We start from the raw sequence: 19873 nt of genomic DNA, 5'->3' as shown, positions 1-19873 counted from the left end.
GTGGTTCTGCACGCAGTACCGCGGCCTGGGGCGCCGCTGTTTACCTATGAAAGAAGTTCCTTGCACTCATGCAGTAATCTTTCCTTATTCACCGCCGCCGTACCTACTTCCTCACAAACCAGCCCCCCGGCAATGTTGGCTACTTCGGCCATAAGATCAATGCGTTTGGTAGCAGCATAAATCAGGGAGGCTACGGCAATTACCGTGTCGCCGGCGCCTGATACATCTGCAATATTTCTCAAATGCGAAGGAATGATCTTCGAGGTACTGTTCTCCTGGTAAAACACGCCTTTTTCGCTGAGCGTAATGAAGGAGATGGAGTGGCTCAGTTTCTTTTGCAACTGCCGGTGAATATCGTTCAAAGTGGTAAGGTTAACCTCATCTATCAGCAGGTTCAACCCGTCCTTCACTTCCTTTAAATTAGGTTTAAAGATATCTACGCCTTCGTATGAGAAGAAATTTTTTCGTTTGGGATCAACGGTAGTGATAACGTCATGTTGTTTACAAAGGGTTGTCACTTCCCTGATCACGCGCTCTGTTAGCACGCCTTTGTTATAATCCTCGAATATGATCACCTGCGGCCGCTCGCTGATGATGTACTGACGCACTTTTTCAATCAGGGCGTTCTCGTCATCTGTGCTCAGGTCTTTGGTGATCTCTGCATCGAGCCGCATCATTTGCTGATTTCGGCTGATGATGCGGGTTTTGGCCGTAGTGATACGCGAAGGCTGCTGCGATACGTATGCGGTATTGATGTGGTGTTCGTTGAACAGTTCTATTAACGCACTGCCGTTTTCATCGTTCCCCATAACTGAAAGTATGGATGTATGGGCGCCAAGGGCCGCCAGGTTAAGCGCCACATTGCCGGCGCCGCCAATACGATGCTCTTTTTTATCCAGCGCCACAACAGGTACCGGCGCTTCCGGCGAAATTCTTTCTACATGTCCCCACCAGTAAATATCCAGCATCACATCGCCTATAACACCAGCTTTAATATTCGAAAATCCGGTAAACAGTTTGTCAAAATCTATCTTACTCATACTTTATTTGTTGCTATAAAAGCGTGCCACAGCCTGCCTCACTAAGTCCGGAATACCGGCACATTGCAAACAAACCGCGGCACACCAGCTTATAATCTATACGTTTTTCTTTATTCGCACTGCAAGATAATATAAAGGAACACCTGCCAAAACAATTCCCAGCCCAATTCCTGCATACTGGGGTTTCATTTTGATAAGGAAAATGCTGAATGTTAAGGCCAGAATAATATAAATAATGGGCAGCACGGGGTAACCAAAGGCTTTGTAAGGCCGATCTGCATCCGGACGCTTTTTGCGTAAAATGAAAATGCCGATAATTGTCAGCGCATAGAACAGCACCGCCACAAAGGAGATCATATCCAGCAGATCGCCATAGCTGCCGCTTAAACATAACACACTGGCCATGCCGGCCTGAATCCAGAGGGCAAATTCCGGAACGGCATTTTTGTTCAATATCGCTGTACGCTTAAAGAACAATCCATCCTTGGCCATGGTATAATAAACACGGGCGCCGGCCAGAATAAGACCGTTGTTACAACCAAAAGTGCTCACCATGATCATTACGGCAATGATATAAGCGCCTATATTTCCAAATATCGAGTTCGCTGCAGCCACTGCCACCCTGTCCCCTTCGGGATAAGCGATCTGGCTCAGGGGCAGCACATTCAGGTACATCAGGTTGGCGGCTACATAAATAACTGTAACGATGAGGGTACCCAGAAACAGGCTCAACCCGATATTCCTTTTAGGATTCTTTATTTCACCGGCAATAAAAGTTACGTTGTTCCAGCTGTCGCTGCTGAAGATAGAACCAACCATTGCGGCGGCAATGGCGCCAATCAACGCGGTACCGCCAATAGAAAGCCATTCCCCGTCCTTCAGGAAGTTGCCGCTCGCATCCTGTTGCAGGTGCGTGGCGTTCATTCCTGTTTGCCAGTTTTCGCCCCAGAAGCTATGCTGTACGAAAAGGAATCCCAATATGATAAGACCGAATAATGACAACAGCTTTACGGTAGTGAAAGAGGTTTGAATGATCTTGCCGCCTTTGATCCCTTTTGTGTTGGTGTAGGTAAGAAACATGATGAGAGCGATGGCCAGCACCTGGGCGGCACTGATGGAGAAGGAATATTCCATAACGCCCTGGGCATTCAGTCCTTTTTCTATTCCCCATAACTTATGGCTTTCGCTAAACCACGGAACGAGGTAAGCGGTATAGCGGCTAAAGGCAACTGCAACGGCAGCGATGGTAGCTGTTTGTATCACCGAAAAAAAGCTCCACCCATACAGGAAACCCGCTAACGGGTTAAATGCTTCTTTTAAATAAACATATTGTCCCCCCGCTTTGGGATACATACCGCTCAGCTCGCCATAACTAACGGCAGCGGTGATGGTCATGAAACCGGTGATCAGCCAAACGGCTATGATCCAGCCGGCACTTCCCACGTTGCGGGTAATATCGGAAGTAACGATAAATATACCCGAACCGATCATTGAACCGGCTACCACCATGGTAGCATCCACCAAACTAAGAGATGGTTTAAATGACGAAGCGTGTTCTGCCATATTGGTTTTATAATGGTAAGAAAATCAGGTTTTAACCTTCCCAAGATAAGGAAACTAACCCGAATCACGGTTATACCAGATTTCCACAATCTTTACGAATATTCGCCTGATCAGGCGACAGTTACACGATGTTTGTGCAAAAGAATGTTAGCAGCATGCGGGCGAAATGCGGAAAGAGTTGAAGCCGGAATGCAAAACGCCAAAAGCAGAACGTATACCACATTCAACTTTTGGCGTTGTATTGAGCAAACCGGGTATTCCCCTCTCAATCTGTTAAGTTTTCAACCAATGCTTACTTCTTCTTTCCTTTATACTGCGAGTTCAACCCATTGATAAGATCACCGGTGATGTTATACGCCGAGTCTTTATAGTAAATGATAAAGCCGGGCTCGTATGAAAGTATATAAGAGAACTTCTTTGACTTGTTGTACTCTTTCAAAAATTCTTCTACCTGTTTGCGCAGCTCGGTCATGCGGTCAACCTGAAGCTTCTGCATTTCCTGCTCCAGTTCGCCTTTGCGTTGCTGGTATTGCTGTTGCAGCAACCCTACTTCACGTTGCGCCTGTTCACCTTCGGCCTGTGTAATGTTATTGCCTTTCTCCTGCCATTTGCGAATGGTGCGCTGTGCCTTGTTGGTAAGGTCGTTCAGCTCGGCGTTCATGGCGTTCTCTTTCTTTTTAATATCACCCGATACATCCTTGAAATACTCATAATGTTCCTGCAGGGAATCGATATCGAAATAAGCTATCGAAAAATTACTGGAGGCATTTTTATCCGTACTTACCGATACCTTATTCGGTTTTTCGCCTTTTGCAAAATGTAAATAAAAAAGAACACCTATGAGAACAAGAGCAAGAATTGATAATATAGTAGAAATATTTTTCATGAACGCCTTTTTTGCAAGATAGAATACTAGTCTAAAAGAAAATTGTTAAAACTTTTAACATTAAGTATACCTTATAAAAAAAGTAGGAAGCTATTCACTTCCTACTTTATATTTCATTTCAACGAATGATCAGTTGTATTACTCTTCATCGTCAAAGCTCATCGCTTCGCGGGTTGTTTGCAGCAATTCATATTCTTCCTTGCTACCAACGATCATGTTCTCAAAGTCACGCAAACCAGTACCTGCCGGTATCGGGTGACCTGTGATCACATTCTCTTTCAAGCCCAGCATATCATCGGTCTTACCCTGGATGGCAGCCGAAGACAGTACTTTCGTTGTTTCCTGGAACGATGCAGCTGAGATCCAGCTTTGAGTACCCAGTGAGGCCTTGGTAATACCCAGCAGCACGGGGTGCGATGTAGCCGGGTTGGCATCGCGGTATTCAACCAGCTTTTTGTCGGTACGACGCAGCAGGGAGTTTTCTTCGCGAATTTCACGCAGGCTAACGATCTGGCCGGCTTTCAGGCGGGCGCTTTCACCAGGTTCAGAAATAACTTTCTTATCAAAGATCCAGTCATTCTCTTCGTTAAAATCAAAGCGGTCAACCAGGTCTTCCTCGAGGAAGCGGGTATCACCCGGATCAACGATCTCAACCTTTTTCATCATCTGGCGTACGATCACCTCAATGTGTTTATCATTGATCTTCACACCTTGTAAACGATACACCTCCTGAATTTCATTCACTACGTACTCCTGTACGGCGAACGGACCTTTAATTGACAGGATATCGCCAGGTGAAACCTGTCCGTCAGACAGCGATGCACCGGCTTTGATAAAGTCACCATCCTGCACCAGGATCTGGCGGGTCAGCGGCACCAGGTATTTTTTGATAACACCGTCTTTCGCTTCAACCACGATTTCGCGGTTACCACGTTTGATGGCGCCAAAAGCAACCACACCGTCGATTTCGCATACGATAGCGGGGTTACCCGGGTTACGTGCTTCAAACAACTCGGTTACACGAGGCAGACCCCCGGTGATATCGCGTTGCATCCGCAGCGTACGAGGTATTTTCACCAACACCTGACCGGCTTTCACATCTTCTGATTCATCAACCACAATGTGTGAGCCTACAGGCAGGTTGTATTGTTTTACGTCCTTACCCTCTACGATCAGGGTAGGTATCTTGGTTTTATCTTTTGTTTCAATTACCACTTTCTCGCGGTGACCTGTTTGTTCGTCGGCCTCTTCACGATAGGTAATACCTTCAATAACGTTCTCAAATTTCACCTGACCAACGATCTCGGCCACGATTACGTTGTTGAACGGATCCCATGTACAAAGGGTATCGCCTTTCTTCACGGTTTGACCGTCTTTTACGAACAGGGTTGAACCGTAAGGCACGTTCACCACATTCAATAAACGATCGTTCTTCAGGTCAACGTTCCGGATCTCACCGGTACGGCCGATAACCACCTGAATTGGATCACCTTCGTTGTTAACCGAACCTACGGTACGCAAACCGTCGAACTGGATGGTACCATCAAATTTGGCTGTGAGTGAAGATTCAACGGATGCAGATCCGGCAACACCACCCACGTGGAAGGTACGCAGGGTAAGCTGTGTACCAGGCTCACCGATCGACTGGGCAGCGATGATACCTACCGCATCACCTTTCTGTGCCCTGTTACCTGTGGCCAGGTTCTTACCGTAACATTTTACGCACACACCGCGTTTGCTTTCGCAGGTAAGTACCGAACGGATCTCAACGGTTTCAATACCGGCTTCTTCAATTTGTTTGCCGATCTCTTCGTTGATCTCTTTTCCGGCTTCAACGATCAGTTCATCGTTTTGCGGGTTGTATACGTTATGAAGTGAAGTACGGCCAATGATACGATCGTACAGCGGCTCTACTATCTCTTCATTATCTTTCAGTGCGCTGGTAGCAATTCCACGCAGCGTACCGCAATCTTCTTCTGTAATTACAACGTCCTGTGCTACGTCAACCAAACGACGGGTGAGGTAACCGGCATCCGCTGTTTTAAGGGCGGTATCGGCCAAACCTTTACGGGCACCGTGCGTAGAGATGAAGTAATCCAATACGTTCAGTCCACCTTTAAAGTTAGAGAGGATCGGGTTTTCGATGATCTCACTTCCGGTTGAACCTGATTTTCTTGGTTTCGCCATCAGACCTCTGATACCGCACAGCTGTTTGATCTGCTGTTTGGAACCACGGGCACCCGAGTCAAGCATCATGTATACAGAGTTGAAGCCCTGTTTATCGCTGCTCAGCTCACGGATCAACGTTTCGGTAATACGGGTATCTACCCTTGACCAGATGTCAACGATCTGGTTGTACCGCTCGTTGTTGGTGATAAGACCCATGTTATAGTTATCCCATACCTCGTCTACTTCACCTTTTGCCTGCTCGAGCACATCGCCTTTGATAGACGGGATGATCAGGTCATTGATGCTAAACGACAGACCACCTCTGAAGGCCGTACGGAAACCAAGCTGTTTGATGTCATCGAGGAACTTGGCTGTTTTTGGTACGTTGGTGATAGTAATGATGTCACCAATGATCTCACGAAGGCTCTTCTTTGTTAACAGGGCGTTGATGTAACCAACTTCCTTGGGAACAAATTCGTTGAAGATTACGCGGCCAACGGTTGTTTCGGTAAGCTTTTTAACGATAGCGCCGTCATTGTTACGAACATCCACTTTCACTTTGATGTGAGCGTGCAGGTCAACCCGGTTCTCATTGTAAGCAATGATAACCTCTTCGGTACTGTAGAAAGCTTTTCCTTCACCACGGATCTTTTCTGTTTCAGTTGATTTTTTACCCTTGGTGATATAATACAGACCAAGTACCATGTCCTGTGAAGGCAGGGTCATTGGCGCACCATTCTGCGGGTTCAAAATGTTATGTGAAGAAAGCATCAGCAGTTGGGCTTCCAGAACGGCCGCGTTACTTAAAGGAACGTGAACCGCCATCTGGTCACCATCAAAGTCGGCGTTGAACGCCGAACACACCAGCGGGTGCAACTGGATGGCTTTACCTTCTATCAGTTTTGGCTGGAAGGCCTGGATTGACAAACGGTGGAGTGTAGGGGCGCGGTTTAACATTACCGGGTGCCCTTTCAGGATATTTTCGAGGATATCCCAAACCACCGCTTCTTTTCTGTCAACCAGCTTACGAGCCGATTTTACAGTTTTTACAATACCTCTTTCGATCAGTTTGCGAATGATGAACGGTTTGAATAATTCAGCCGCCATATCTTTAGGCAAACCGCATTCGTGCAGTTTCAGTTCAGGACCAACCACAATAACGGAACGACCAGAGTAGTCGACACGTTTACCTAACAGGTTCTGACGGAAACGGCCCTGTTTACCTTTCAGTACATCAGAAAGTGATTTCAATGCACGGCCGCCTTCGGCTTTTACCGCGTTTGATTTACGCGAGTTATCGAACAGAGAGTCAACCGCTTCCTGAAGCATACGTTTTTCGTTACGTAAGATCACCTCAGGGGCTTTGATCTCTAACAATCTTTTCAAACGGTTATTACGGATGATCACCCGGCGATACAGGTCGTTCAGGTCAGACGACGCAAAACGGCCGCCATCCAGGGGAACCAACGGACGCAGTTCGGGCGGAATAACCGGAATATATTGCATTACCATCCACTCGGGGCGGTTGGTGATGCGGCTATTGGCCTCGCGGAACGCTTCTACCACGCTCAACCGCTTCAAGGCATCGGCTTTACGTTGCTGTGAAGTTTCGGTAGCGGCGGCATTACGCAGGTCGAATGATAAGCTGTCGAGTTCAATTCTTTGCAACAGATCGTGTACTGCTTCAGCACCCATCTTCGCAATGAATTTCTGCGGATCGTCATCTGGCAGGTACTGGTTCTCCTTAGGAAGGTTCTCCAGTATTTCCAGATATTCCTCTTCAGTTAACAGATCGCCTGATTTCAATCCGCGATCTTCTCTGATACCGGCCTGAATTACCACGAAACGCTCGTAGTAAACGATGCTCTCCAGTTTTTTGGAGCTAACGCCAAGCAGGTAACCGATTTTATTGGGTAAACTTTTGAAATACCAGATGTGTACAACAGGAACCACCAGTTTAATGTGGCCCATACGCTCACGACGTACTTTCTTTTCAGTTACTTCAACCCCGCAACGGTCGCACACGATCCCTTTATAACGGATACGTTTGTACTTACCGCAGGCGCACTCATAATCTTTTACCGGTCCGAAAATACGTTCGCAGAATAAACCATCACGCTCCGGTTTGTATGTACGGTAGTTAATGGTTTCAGGTTTCAATACCTCACCGTAGCTGCGTTCCAAAATGGAGTCAGGTGAAGCCAGCCCGATCGTGATCTTAGAAAATGTGGCTCTGGGACGATTATCTTTTTTAATAGCCATATTTCGTATTTCTTGTTTCTAGTAGTTTTTAATTCTTTGTTACCGGCGACAGTAACCCTTTTCATCATCCGTTGCGTCGCACTCTTCAACGTTCGGTTCGCTTATCAACTATTCAAACTTCAGATCCAGGCCCAAACCTCTTAATTCATGCACCAATACGTTGAACGACTCAGGAATACCTGCTCTTGGAATATTATCACCTTTAACAATAGCCTCGTAGGTTTTTGCACGGCCGATAATATCATCCGATTTAATTGTAAGCAATTCCTGCAGGATGTTCGAAGCACCATAAGCTTCCAGTGCCCACACCTCCATTTCACCGAAACGCTGACCACCGAACTGTGCTTTACCACCCAGCGGCTGCTGTGTAATAAGACTGTAGGGTCCAATGCTACGGGCGTGCATCTTATCGTCAACCATGTGGTGCAGTTTGATCATGTAGATCACACCCACGGTAGCTTTCTGGTGGAAACGATCACCGGTTTCACCGTCATACAGGTGCGTATGACCAAAGCTTGGTAAGCCTGCATCATTGATGTGTTTGGCAATTTCATCGGTGGTAGCTCCGTCGAAGATCGGCGTAGCGAACTTCACACCCATTTTCAAACCGGCCCAGCCTAATACAGTTTCGTAGATCTGGCCCAGGTTCATACGGGAAGGTACCCCAAGCGGGTTCAGTACGATATCAACCGGAGTTCCGTCTTCCAGGAACGGCATGTCTTCAGCACGCACGATCTTGGCAACGATACCTTTATTACCGTGGCGGCCGGCCATTTTATCACCCACTTTCAGCTTACGCTTAACAGCCAGGTATACTTTGGCTAGTTTCAACACACCGGCAGGTAATTCATCCCCGATCGAAATGTTGAACTTCTCTCTCTTATATCTACCCAGTTCTTCGTTATACTTGATGTTGTAGTTGTGCAACAAGGTATTGATGGCATCATCGATAGAAGCATCACCTGTCCAACCCAGCGGATTAACGTTCTGGTAATCGATAGAACCGAGGTTCTTCGGATTGAACTTGGCGCCTTTACCGATCTGCACTTCACCGAAGTTGTTGTTAACTCCGGCAGAAGCTTTGTCTTTCAACAGCGTTTGCAGTTTGTTCAACAATTCTTCTTTCAGGTCTTCGGTGTTCTTCTCGTGCACTTTTTCCAGCTTTTCCAATGCAGCTTTCTCACGGATCTTCGCGTTCTTGTCTTTTTTCGCGCGTTGGAACAGCTTTTTACCGATCACTACCCCTTCTACCCCGTTTGGCGCTTTCAAAGAAGCATCTTTGGCATCACCGGCTTTATCACCGAAAATGGCGCGTAACAGTTTTTCTTCCGGTGTAGGATCGCTTTCGCCTTTTGGCGTGATCTTACCGATAAGGATATCACCTTCTTTAATGGCGGCCCCCAAACGGATGATACCGTTTTCATCCAGGTCTTTTGTAGCTTCTTCCGATACGTTTGGAATATCTGGTGTCAGCTCTTCTTCACCCAGTTTGGTATCGCGTACTTCCAGTTCATATTCAGAAATGTGAATAGAAGTGAACAGGTCTTCTTTGGCTACTCTTTCGCTGATTACGATGGCATCCTCGAAGTTGTACCCTTTCCATGGCATGAACGCCACTTTCAGGTTACGGCCCAGCGCCAGTTCACCACCCTGTACCGCATACCCTTCAGTAAGGAAGTCGCCTTTTTTCAAACGCTGACCTTTTCTAACAGCAGGTTTGTGGTTGATACAGGTTTCCTGGTTTGTTTTTATGAATTTGGTAAGTCTGTAAACTTTCAGGTCATCTTCAAAGCTCACCAGACGGTCAGCTTCGGTACGGTCGTAGCGAACGTGAATTTCACTACCATCTACGTACTCTACCACACCTTCGCCTTCAGACAGGATCTGTACACGGGCGTCGCGGGCAGCTTTTCCTTCCAGGCCTGTACCCACGATCGGGTTTTCAGGGCGGATCAGCGGTACAGCCTGACGTTGCATGTTCGATCCCATCAGCGCACGGTTGGCATCATCATGCTCCAGGAACGGAATCAGTGAAGCGCTCAATCCCACGATCTGGTTCGGCGCTACGTCCATGAACTCCACTTCGTTCTGATCGAGGATCGGGAAGTCGCCGGTTTGGCGTGAAGTGATCTTCTCTTCCACGAAGTGGCCTTTTTCATCGAGCGGCGAACTTGCCTGGGCGATCTTCGCGTTATCTTCTTCTTCTGCACTCAGGAAGGTGAGCTTTTTCAGGTCAACCTTTCCGTTGTCAACTTTATGATAAGGCGTTTCAATAAAGCCCATTTCGTTGATCTTGGCGTGTACGCACAGGGTTGAGATCAAACCAATGTTCGGACCTTCAGGCGTTTCAATGGTACACAGGCGGCCGTAGTGGCTGTAGTGTACGTCACGAACCTCGAATCCGGCTCTTTCACGGCTCAAACCTCCGGGTCCGAGTGCGGAGATACGACGTTTGTGCGTGATCTCACTCAGCGGGTTGGTCTGATCGAGGAACTGTGATAACTGAGAGGTACCGAAGAACGAGTTGATCACTGATGATAACGTTCTGGCGTTGATCAGGTCAACCGGTGTGAACACCTCATTATCGCGTACGTTCATTCTCTCGCGGATGGTACGGGCCATACGGGCCAAACCAACACCGAACTGAGCATATAACTGCTCACCCACGGTACGCACACGACGGTTGCTCAGGTGATCGATATCGTCGATCTCAGCTTTACCATTGGTCAGTCGAACCAGGTACTTGATGATCTCGATAATATCTTCCTTGGTCAATGTTTTTTGATCCAGCGGCTGATTCAGCATCAGCTTGCGGTTGATCTTGTAGCGACCTACTTCGCCCAGATCGTAACGCTTGTCGCTGAAGAACAATTTATCAATGATACCGCGGGCTGTTTCATCATCCGGCGCATCGGCTCCGCGCAACTGGCGGTAGATGTGCTGAACTGCTTCCAGCTCGCTGTTCGAAGTATCTTTATTGAGGGTATTGTAAATGATGGCATAGTCGCCGCCTACATCTTCTTTCTGCACGAATACGCTCTTCACATCCATGTCGGCGATCATATCCACTGCTTCTTCATCAAGCACGGTATCGCGCTCGAGCACTACCTCGTTTCTTTCGATAGATACTACTTCACCGGTATCCTCATCTACGAAGTCTTCTACCCATGTTCTCAAAACGCGGGCAGCGAGGCGTTTGCCAAGATATTTCTGCAGTGATTTTTTATCGCCTTTCACTTCATCGGCCATGCCGAACAGTTCCAGGATGTCTTTATCGGTTTCATAACCGATAGAACGCAACAGCGTGGTAACCGGGAATTTCTTCTTACGGTCGATGTACGCGTACATTACGTTGTTGATATCGGTAGCGAACTCCATCCACGCACCTTTGAAAGGTATTACGCGGGCAGAATAGATCTTGGTACCGTTGGGGTGAATTGACTGACCGAAGAATACACCAGGTGAACGGTGCAGCTGTGAAACCACCACACGCTCGGCTCCGTTGATCACGAAGGTACCGCGGGGGGTCATGTAAGGGATGTTCCCCAGAAACACGTCCTGAACGATTGTCTGGAAGTCAACGTGCTCTTCGTCATTACAGCTCAACCTGAGTTTCGCTTTAAGGGGAACGGCATATGTTAAACCGCGCTCCATACACTCTTCAATGGTGTACCGGGGCGGGTCAATGAAATAGTCCAAAAACTCCAGCACGAATATGTTTCGTGTATCGGTAATGGGGAAGTTTTCCTTGAACACCTTGAACAACCCTTCAATGTTACGCTTGTCGGGTGTGGTTTCTAATTGGAAAAATTCTTTGAACGATTGAATTTGTACCTCTAGTAAGTCAGGTGCTTCAGCAAGATTTTTGATTTTACCGAAGTTTACCCTGGTTGACAGTTTTGTTGAAGACATATTGCTTAAAACCGGTTTTTTTAATTATTCGTACGACAAAACATCTATAGACAAAAAAAATTTTCCTTGAGAATTTCAAGCCTTTTGGTTCATGTTGAACTGTAAAGGTTAAATTCCCAAAGAATTAAAAAAGAGGCAGTTATGTTAATTTGGCCTTGTAGCAACGTACCTCTGCTAATTAGCTTTTGTGAAAAATGGAGGGCAAAGGTAAGGATTATACTTAAAAAAACAAGAAATTCAGGGCCAAAAATCAGACCGGAAAATTTGAGGCTGGCAGCGGTAAGTGACAGGATAAGTTAAAATGGTATGCCCCAAAGATAAAAACAAAGCCGCAAAGGATGGTTACTTTGCGGCTTAAAATGCATACTTATTTATTCACTATAACCCCGGGTAATCGGGATTTTGAGGTCTCAGGTTCGGATTGTTTTGCATTTCCAATGTAGGCAGCGGGAACAGCAGATGTTTTTTGGTCAGTGTAGCCCCGCTTTCGGTCAGTTTATATCCTTCAAACTCGTCAAAATTGTTGGTTAGCGGGTTATAGGCTTTTTCCAGCCGCACCATATCGAACCAGGTTACACCTTCATAACACAGCTCATGCCAGCGTTCACGCCATACGGCTTCTTTAAAAGATGCCTGGTTATAGCTGCCGAGCGTACCGGTGGTCAATCCAGCCCGGTCGCGAATCGCTTTTAATGCATCGAGTGCTGCCTGGGTAGGACCACTGCTCACCTCGTTCTGAGCTTCCGCAAAGGTTAAAAGCACCTGTGCATACCGGATGTTCATCCAGTTCAAACCGCTGGTTGCGGTACCCGCTTTACCCGACGTGCCGTGAGCGACACTATCAAAATGCTTAAAAATGTAAGGCGCTCCCAAGGACTTCAAAGCACCGTTACCTCCGGAGTAGTAACTTGTATAAAAGAATCCCTCCCGGTCAACAGTTCTTTTATCACCAGGTTCAAATGAATTATAAAACTGCACCGTGGGCGTTGTTGACCCGATTTCGGTACCATATGCTGAAACATCCTTGAAATTAGGTAACAGAATAGCCTGGTTGCCATTGTTGGCCACGCCGCCCAGGTATTGGATCTGAAAAATATGCTCCCGCTGGTTTTCCAACGATTCGTTGTGCAGCTGGTTGTAGGTGTCAAACAGGCTGAATTTGCCACTGGTGATCACTTCGTTCGCCTTATCAGCCGCCATTTGATAATGATCAGCCTTGTTCATAGGGCTACCCGCCATGGTTAAATAAACTTCAGCGAGTAACGATTTTACAGCGCCCAGCGAAGCGCGCCCGCCGGCATCGGTCCAGCTCAAACCCGAAGCTTCTGCCGCTTTCAGGTCGGTTATAATCTGTGTGTAGATCGAATCCTTAGAGGTGCGGCCGGAATATACTTTGGGATCGAGCGAAGTTAGAATTGAAGTAGTATGCAACGGCACATCACCAAATAACCGAACGAGGTAAAAATATGACCATGCCCTTAAAAACTGGGCTTCCCCCAATACCTGTTTCTTTTTTGTTTCATCCATTTTTATCCCAGGCACTTTATCCAGCACCAGGTTGGTTTGGGCAATAACACTGTACAGGCCGGTCCACCAGTTAAGCACAAATACGTTGTCGCCGTTATAACTAAGCCCAAGCAGGTTGTTCAGATCGGTATTTTGCCCTGTTTCGGTTTTAGCCGTACCAGTGGGCATTTCAAGCATGGAGAAATTATTGGCGAATATGCCTGCGCCATTGCCAATGAAACGGGTTCTGTCGTATGCGGCGGCTATGGCTGCATCGGCGTGACCGGGTAATGTATAATAAATGTCGGGAGACAGGTTCGATGGATCTTTATCTTCATCCTGCAACCATTTTTTACAACCGGTAGTTGTTAATGCCAGGGCTCCTAACAGCAGTATATATATCGGGTTGATTTTACGAATTTTCATAATAAGCTTGTTTTTATTACTTTTTATAATCCAACACTTATTCCCAGCATGTACGTAGTAGGCTTGGGATAATCAAAAAAAGTTTGTCCCTGTGCAAATGCGTTGCTGTAAGTTGTTACTTCCGGATCGTTACCCGAGAACTTGGTTCTGAGGAAGAAGTTCTGAACGGAAGCGGTTACGCGCAAACGGCTTAACCTTAACGTATTCAACATGCTGGCAGGCACATTATAGCCCAATAATAAATTCTTACCGCGAATGAAGGAACCATCTTCTACCCAGCGGGTGTCCACATTGGTTACATAACCAGCTCTGGTATCGCGGATGGTGGCGATCATGGTATTGTCGTTATTCTTACCCGGTTGGTAATAATCGAGCACTGAACTGAAGCTGTTGGCAATACCTGTTCTGTCTTCACCTGAGTGTTTTGTTTGATTCAACACATCGTTTCCATACATATAACCGATCTCAATAAGCAGGTCGAAGTTCTTATATTTGAAACTATTGTTGAATGAACCCCAGCCATCAGGATTACCATTACCGATAATCACCCTGTCAAGATCATTGATAGCATAATCACCATTTACATCAAGGTATTTCAGGTCGCCCGGAAGAATGGGCTTTCCACCGCGATAGCTGGTGTACTTTGCCGCCTCTGCCCTTTCGGCATCGGTCCAAACGCCCAGCCGTACCAGGCCCCAGAACGAACCAACAGGTTCACCAACCTTTATGATCCCTGTATTTGACAAAAAGTTCGGATTACCCGAAAAAATCGGCGCGGGTGTTGCCAGAGCAAGCACTTTATTTCTGTTCAGGGAGATATTAAAGGTGGTGCTCCATGAAAAGTCCTGGGTTTTAATATTTACAGTATGTAGTGTAAGCTCAATTCCTTTGTTCTCCATGCTGCCGACATTCTTGGTAATGGAAGGATAGCCGGTTGATCTTGGCAACGGCGTTTCCAGCAGCATGTCGGTAGTTTTACGATAATAATAATCGGCTTCAAAACTGATCCTGTTTTCCAACAGGCCCAATTCAAGACCGGCATCTGTTTGAGCTGTTTTTTCCCATTTCAGATCAGGATTGCCCAACCTGCTGGATCCAACACCTGAAAATCTGGCGTTGTTAAAGATGGCAGTGTAAGAACCCAGTAAAGGATCTGAAGAATAAGGAGCGATCTCAGAATTACCCGTTAAACCATGGCTAACGCGCAATTTAAGATGTGATACCACGCTGCTGCTTTTAAGAAATTCCTCATTGGATGCATTCCATGCAACTGCAGCTGAAGGGAAAAAAGCAAATTTATGGTTGTCGCCGAATTTTGAGCTTCCATCAATACGACCAGTGAAAGTAACCAGGTACTTTTGCTGGTATCCGTAATTTACGCGGCCAAAGTAAGAATTGAAAGCGAAATTGCTTTTGCTTGAACTGGATGCGTTCTGCACGCTTCCCTGGCCAAGGTTATAATATTGAAAGAAGTCGGTTGAAAAATTCTGGGCGCTGGCATTTACTGACGCGTAATTCGTTCCCTGCCATGAAAGACCCACCAAGCCGGTTACGGTATGATCTTCATTAATGTCTTTGGTATAATTCAGGAAGGTTTCTGATGACCAGTAAATTTCCCTATTATCGAAAATACTAGCAGTACCGTTTTGATCCATCGAAATGTTGTGCAGTGTGCGGCTGCTGAACTGGTTTTCCTGCCTTTGTACGATACTCACACCTACCTGGCTTTTAATATCAAACCCCTTACCAAGCAGGATGTTTACGTACGAATGACCAAGCATATTCTGAACGTTCACCAGATACTTTCTATCGGTCATAATATGCACCGGGTTGGAACCACCTTCTGCGCCGGGATAAAGAAAGTTGTCGCCCCAGGAACCATCAGCAAACTTAACAGGCATAAAAGGGAATGCTTCTGTGATCATACGCACAGAGTTCAAACCACCCGTACCCTGATCAACCAGATTTTCTTCCTGGTTATTATAGCTTACGCTACCGCCGATCCGCAGCCATTCTTTCGGTTTCAGATCGAGCACGAAACGTGCCGAGTAACGTTTAAGATAAGAATTAAGCAATAAGCCATTATCATCGCGATAGCCGAGGAACAACCCATATAAATTACCATTACTTCCACCGGTTACTCCCAACTGATGATTTTGCGACAGTTTATGTTGCAACGACTCTTTCAGCCAGTCGGTATTGTAAAAGGGCTTACCATTAGCATCGAACAGGTTAGGTAAACTTTGACGTTTTACGCGGGGATCTACTACCGATGAATAGTTTCCGGCAGCCCAGCCTGCAGGGTCATACACTTTAATATTATCGTATGCCAGCTCTTCGAGGTCAAGATATTGCTGCGCATTCAGCATGTGCACTCTTTTGGGACCAAGTGTAGGTACACTGAAGTTTCCATCATAGGTAACCTTTGCCGGGCCATTTGTACCGCGTTTGGTAGTAATAAGCACTACGCCATTAGCACCCCGGGCTCCATAAATGGCGGTACCAGATGCGTCTTTCAGTACTTCTACAGATGCGATATCATTCGGGTTGATATAGTCGATAGAATTACTGTTAAGCGTTTGGTTGCCGATAGGTATATACACCCCGTCTACCACATACAAAGGATTGTTCGATGAGTTGATTGAACTAAAACCACGAACACGGATACGGGTTTGTCCACCCGGACGGCCAGAGTTGGTTGTAACCTGCACCCCCGCTATACGACCAGATAATGCTTCGTTCACTGAGGCTGCAGGCCGCTCCTGCAACTGGGAAGCTTTTACCGAACCTACCGATCCGGTGAGGTCTCTCTTCTTTACAGTTCCATAACCGATAACCACCACCTCGCTCATAGAGCCTTTGCTTAATTCCAATTGAACATTCAGCGTTTCTTCCTGCCCAACTGTTACCTGGTGGCTTTCATAACCTGTGTGTGTGAAAATAAGTGTTGTACCGGGTGTAACACTTATAGTGAAATTGCCATCCATGTCGGTGCTTGCCCCTTTTGTTTGACCTTTAATTAGAACCGAAACTCCTGGCAATGGCGCACCATCTTTTGAATCGGTTACCTTACCGCTGATTGTACGGTCCTGTGAAAATGCTAAACCAGAAATAAAAAGTGCGAGTAAACTTAGCAGACATAGCCGTCCGACGAAATAAAACTGCTTTTTCATACGCAAGTTTTGGTTTGTTAATAAATACTATATCGTTATAGCAACAAGAGCAAAAGTATACCCGAATCACAGACAATTACATTCCTAAAATTCGAGTAGGTTTTTTAAATGTTTTCCAGGCATATACTATGCTTGCCATTTTGAAATGGCACACAATTGCGGGAGTTTGATTGTCAACTCCGGCTTATCATACCAAGGGTTAAGTGGGGTTTTAAGTGGATGGCTACCTTAACAAAAAAATCTGGTCAAACTCCTTCGATCATGTAAGGCACCTGTTATTTTTCATGGGACGAACTCACTCCTTTACTATTATCCAGGCCTGAAACAAGAATGGCAATACGCCTGTTTACAACTGCAAAAAGAATTAGCAATATGCATATGGCAATGTTTTGAGGAAATCGTTTTTTACAAATTAAAATTAGCGATTCTAAAACGTTTTTGCAAAATATTTATCATGAAATAACAGTTATTTTTTACGCGCATAAAACCGCAGGCTATGCAGAGAGGTTTGCATTGTTTTATGTAAACCAGTTATGGCTAACCTAACTGGTTATACAGTTACAGGCGTGAGTATTATTGAAGATAGTGTTCGGTTATGGCATCAGGAGAACGCAAAATTTTGCAGCCATTTATTTGCCACCGTTTATTTTTGAAGTTCTATTTATTTACTTTCTGACCATACTCGGTCGTTCCTCTTACAACTAAACCAGGCGAAATTTCAATCTTACTTTCCCCTCCATTATTCCCTTTGCCCAATTGTTCCATCAGCAATTCCAAGGCTGTTTTTGCAATCTCTTCGGCCGGCTGCCGAATACAGGTAATACCAGGGGGGTATAGGCGGAAAACATCATGATCATCGAACACGATCATGGCTAAATCATCTGGCAACTTCAGGCCAAGCCTGTGAATACTTTCCAAACCCAGCAAACCCAGGTAGTTTGTGGCAAAGAAAACAGCCTCCAGGTCAGGTGTATTCTGAATAAATGAAGTAACCTGGTGAATGCCCTGTTCCTTATCTTCTTCATATTTTATACTAAGCACAAGATCATCGGTAGGTAACCCCGCTTTATGCATACTGTCCTGAAAAGCTTTTAAACGTTCTTCCATCTGAACAAGGTTCAGATCAACGGTCACAAATCCTACACGCCGGTACCCTTTTTCTATCAGATGGGCCATGCCCTTCAGTACGCCTTCGTAATTATTCACCAGCACATGCGGCACATCGATTCCCGGGAAATAACTATCCATAAGGACCACCGGTTTATTATCTGCAATCAGCTCTTTGATGTCCTGCTCCATGCCCGGTGTAGGCGTTATTATATAGCCATCAACCTGACGTTGGGAAAGCATCCCAATCAGTTCCTTACCCTTCTGGCGATTATTTTCAGTGCTTGTATAAACGACTTTATAGCCAAAGCGGGCAGCTTCGTCTTCAATGATGCGTGAAAGAGAGGCAAAAAAGTTACCTGAAATAGTTTCAACGATCAGGCCGAGTATTTGTGATTTACCGGTTCGCAGACTTACCGCAACAGGATTAGGGTGGTATCCTTCTTTTTTGGCCACTTCCATGATCTTACTGGCAAGCGCTTCACTAATTCGCATTTGTTTTGCCTTGCCATTCAATACAAACGATACAGTTGAGGGCGAAACACCGGCAATGCGGGCAATATCTTTGAGGGAGACCCTTTTCATATTTGATTATATGTTATATAAAGGAGACTACTAAACTATGAAAATAAAACTTACAAAACTGGATTTCGCCCATATATAAAAAAACCCCGGTGTTTACACCGGGGCAATTATAGCTTGATTGAAAGTTCAATTACTTAACTTCCACTTCGGCACCAGCTTCTTTCAGCTTGGCAACCAGAGCGTCAGCATCAGCTTTGCTGATACCTTCTTTAACTGGTTTTGGAGCGCCATCAACTAAGTCTTTAGCTTCTTTCAGACCAAGACCAGTTAATTCTTTAACTACTTTAACAACGTTCAGTTTGTTAGCGCCACCATTTTTCAGGATAACGTCGAACGCAGTTTTTTCTTCAGCAGCAGCAGCAGGACCAGCAGGACCAGCAGCTACAGCTACAGCAGCAGCTGCAGGCTCAATGCCATACTCTTCTTTCAGGATTTTAGCTAACTCGTTAACTTCTTTAACAGTCAGGCTTACTAACTGCTCTGCGAATGCTTTTAAATCTGCCATTGTTGTAAATTTTTCCCGCCTTCATTGCCTGTGCTCCGGCGGATGTTTAAAAAAATTTTGATTGTATTTAACCCTCAGGCAAGGGTTGTTATTTTGAGATCTTTCAATTCAACGATACAGGATGCAGATCCTGGCACCGCTAAATCATAAAATCAAAATTACTGAGCGCGATCTTCGAGCGCTTTGATCAAACCAGCTAGTTTGTTGCCGGCGTTCAGGCCGCTGATAACATTCTTGGCAGGTGACTGAAGCAAGCCAATGATCTCCCCGATAAGGTCGTTTTTGCTTTTCAGGGTGGTCAGTGTCTGCAATTGGTTGTCGCCCATAAAAACATCGCCATCGATGAAGGCGGCTTTCAGCTCGGGTTTGGTAGCATCTTTTTTACCAGCCTTACGGAAGTCGCTGATGATCAGCGCTGGTTCCTTGGGGTTCTCGCTGAACATCAAGGCTGTAACACCATGCAGTGAATCGAACATGCCTGCATACCTTTTCTCATCAAGTGCTTCGAGCGCCTTGCGGATCAGGGTATTTTTGGCAACTTTCATTTCAACTTTCTTATTGAAACATACCCGGCGCAGGTTGCCTACCTGCTCAACAGATAATGATTCTGTATTTGTAACATAGAAATTGTTGTATTGAGAAAATTTCTCCTTCAATACTTCAATTACGTCGTTTTTTTCCTGTTTTGTCATAACGCTAAAATTTTGTTGGTTTCGCTCGTTATTCCGCTTTGGGCAGA

10 protein-coding genes are annotated in these 19873 nt (G+C 45.8%); all 10 read right to left on the bottom strand.

Annotated features, from left to right (window positions below; translation table 11 throughout):
• Positions 1 to 44: 44 nt before the first annotated feature.
• A complete protein-coding gene (locus A4R26_RS24290; RefSeq protein ID WP_081169130.1) occupies positions 45 to 1040 on the bottom strand; it encodes a bifunctional heptose 7-phosphate kinase/heptose 1-phosphate adenyltransferase in 996 nt (331 codons plus the stop codon).
• A 96-nt stretch (positions 1041 to 1136) separates the two neighbouring features.
• The gene (locus A4R26_RS24285) at positions 1137 to 2603 is read right to left on the bottom strand and encodes an APC family permease (RefSeq protein ID WP_081169129.1); all 1467 of its coding nucleotides are present in this window, start codon (positions 2601 to 2603) and stop codon (positions 1137 to 1139) included.
• A 292-nt stretch (positions 2604 to 2895) separates the two neighbouring features.
• Positions 2896 to 3489, bottom strand: a complete 594-nt coding sequence (locus A4R26_RS24280) for an OmpH/Skp family outer membrane protein (protein WP_081169128.1) — start codon at positions 3487 to 3489, stop codon at positions 2896 to 2898.
• 138 nt (positions 3490 to 3627) lie between these two features.
• Positions 3628 to 7920 (bottom strand): DNA-directed RNA polymerase subunit beta', encoded by a 4293-nt coding sequence (rpoC, locus tag A4R26_RS24275; RefSeq protein WP_081169127.1) that lies wholly within the window; start codon positions 7918 to 7920, stop codon positions 3628 to 3630.
• 108 nt (positions 7921 to 8028) lie between these two features.
• Positions 8029 to 11832 carry a DNA-directed RNA polymerase subunit beta gene (rpoB, locus tag A4R26_RS24270; RefSeq protein WP_081169126.1) on the bottom strand — a complete coding sequence of 1268 codons (3804 nt, stop codon included), beginning with the start codon at positions 11830 to 11832 and terminating at the stop codon, positions 8029 to 8031.
• Between the two features lie 378 nt (positions 11833 to 12210).
• Entirely contained in the window at positions 12211 to 13764 is a 1554-nt protein-coding gene (locus A4R26_RS24265; protein ID WP_081169125.1) for a RagB/SusD family nutrient uptake outer membrane protein, read from the bottom strand.
• A gap of 23 nt (positions 13765 to 13787) precedes the next feature.
• Entirely contained in the window at positions 13788 to 16937 is a 3150-nt protein-coding gene (locus A4R26_RS24260; RefSeq protein WP_081169124.1) for a SusC/RagA family TonB-linked outer membrane protein, read from the bottom strand.
• Positions 16938 to 17594: 657 nt separating this feature from the next.
• Positions 17595 to 18629 carry a LacI family DNA-binding transcriptional regulator gene (locus A4R26_RS24255; RefSeq protein ID WP_081169123.1) on the bottom strand — a complete coding sequence of 345 codons (1035 nt, stop codon included), beginning with the start codon at positions 18627 to 18629 and terminating at the stop codon, positions 17595 to 17597.
• Positions 18630 to 18759: 130 nt separating this feature from the next.
• Positions 18760 to 19134 (bottom strand): 50S ribosomal protein L7/L12, encoded by a 375-nt coding sequence (rplL, locus tag A4R26_RS24250; RefSeq protein ID WP_014221087.1) that lies wholly within the window; start codon positions 19132 to 19134, stop codon positions 18760 to 18762.
• A gap of 158 nt (positions 19135 to 19292) precedes the next feature.
• Complete coding sequence (gene rplJ / locus A4R26_RS24245) at positions 19293 to 19826, bottom strand: 50S ribosomal protein L10 (protein ID WP_081169122.1); 534 nt, start codon at positions 19824 to 19826, stop codon at positions 19293 to 19295.
• Positions 19827 to 19873 lie beyond the last annotated feature (47 nt).

This window comes from Niastella populi, assembly GCF_002078015.1.
In the GTDB taxonomy this organism is placed as follows: domain Bacteria; phylum Bacteroidota; class Bacteroidia; order Chitinophagales; family Chitinophagaceae; genus Niastella; species Niastella populi.
Note: the sequence above shows the minus strand (reverse complement) of the source record. Positions and strands in the feature narration are given on the sequence as shown.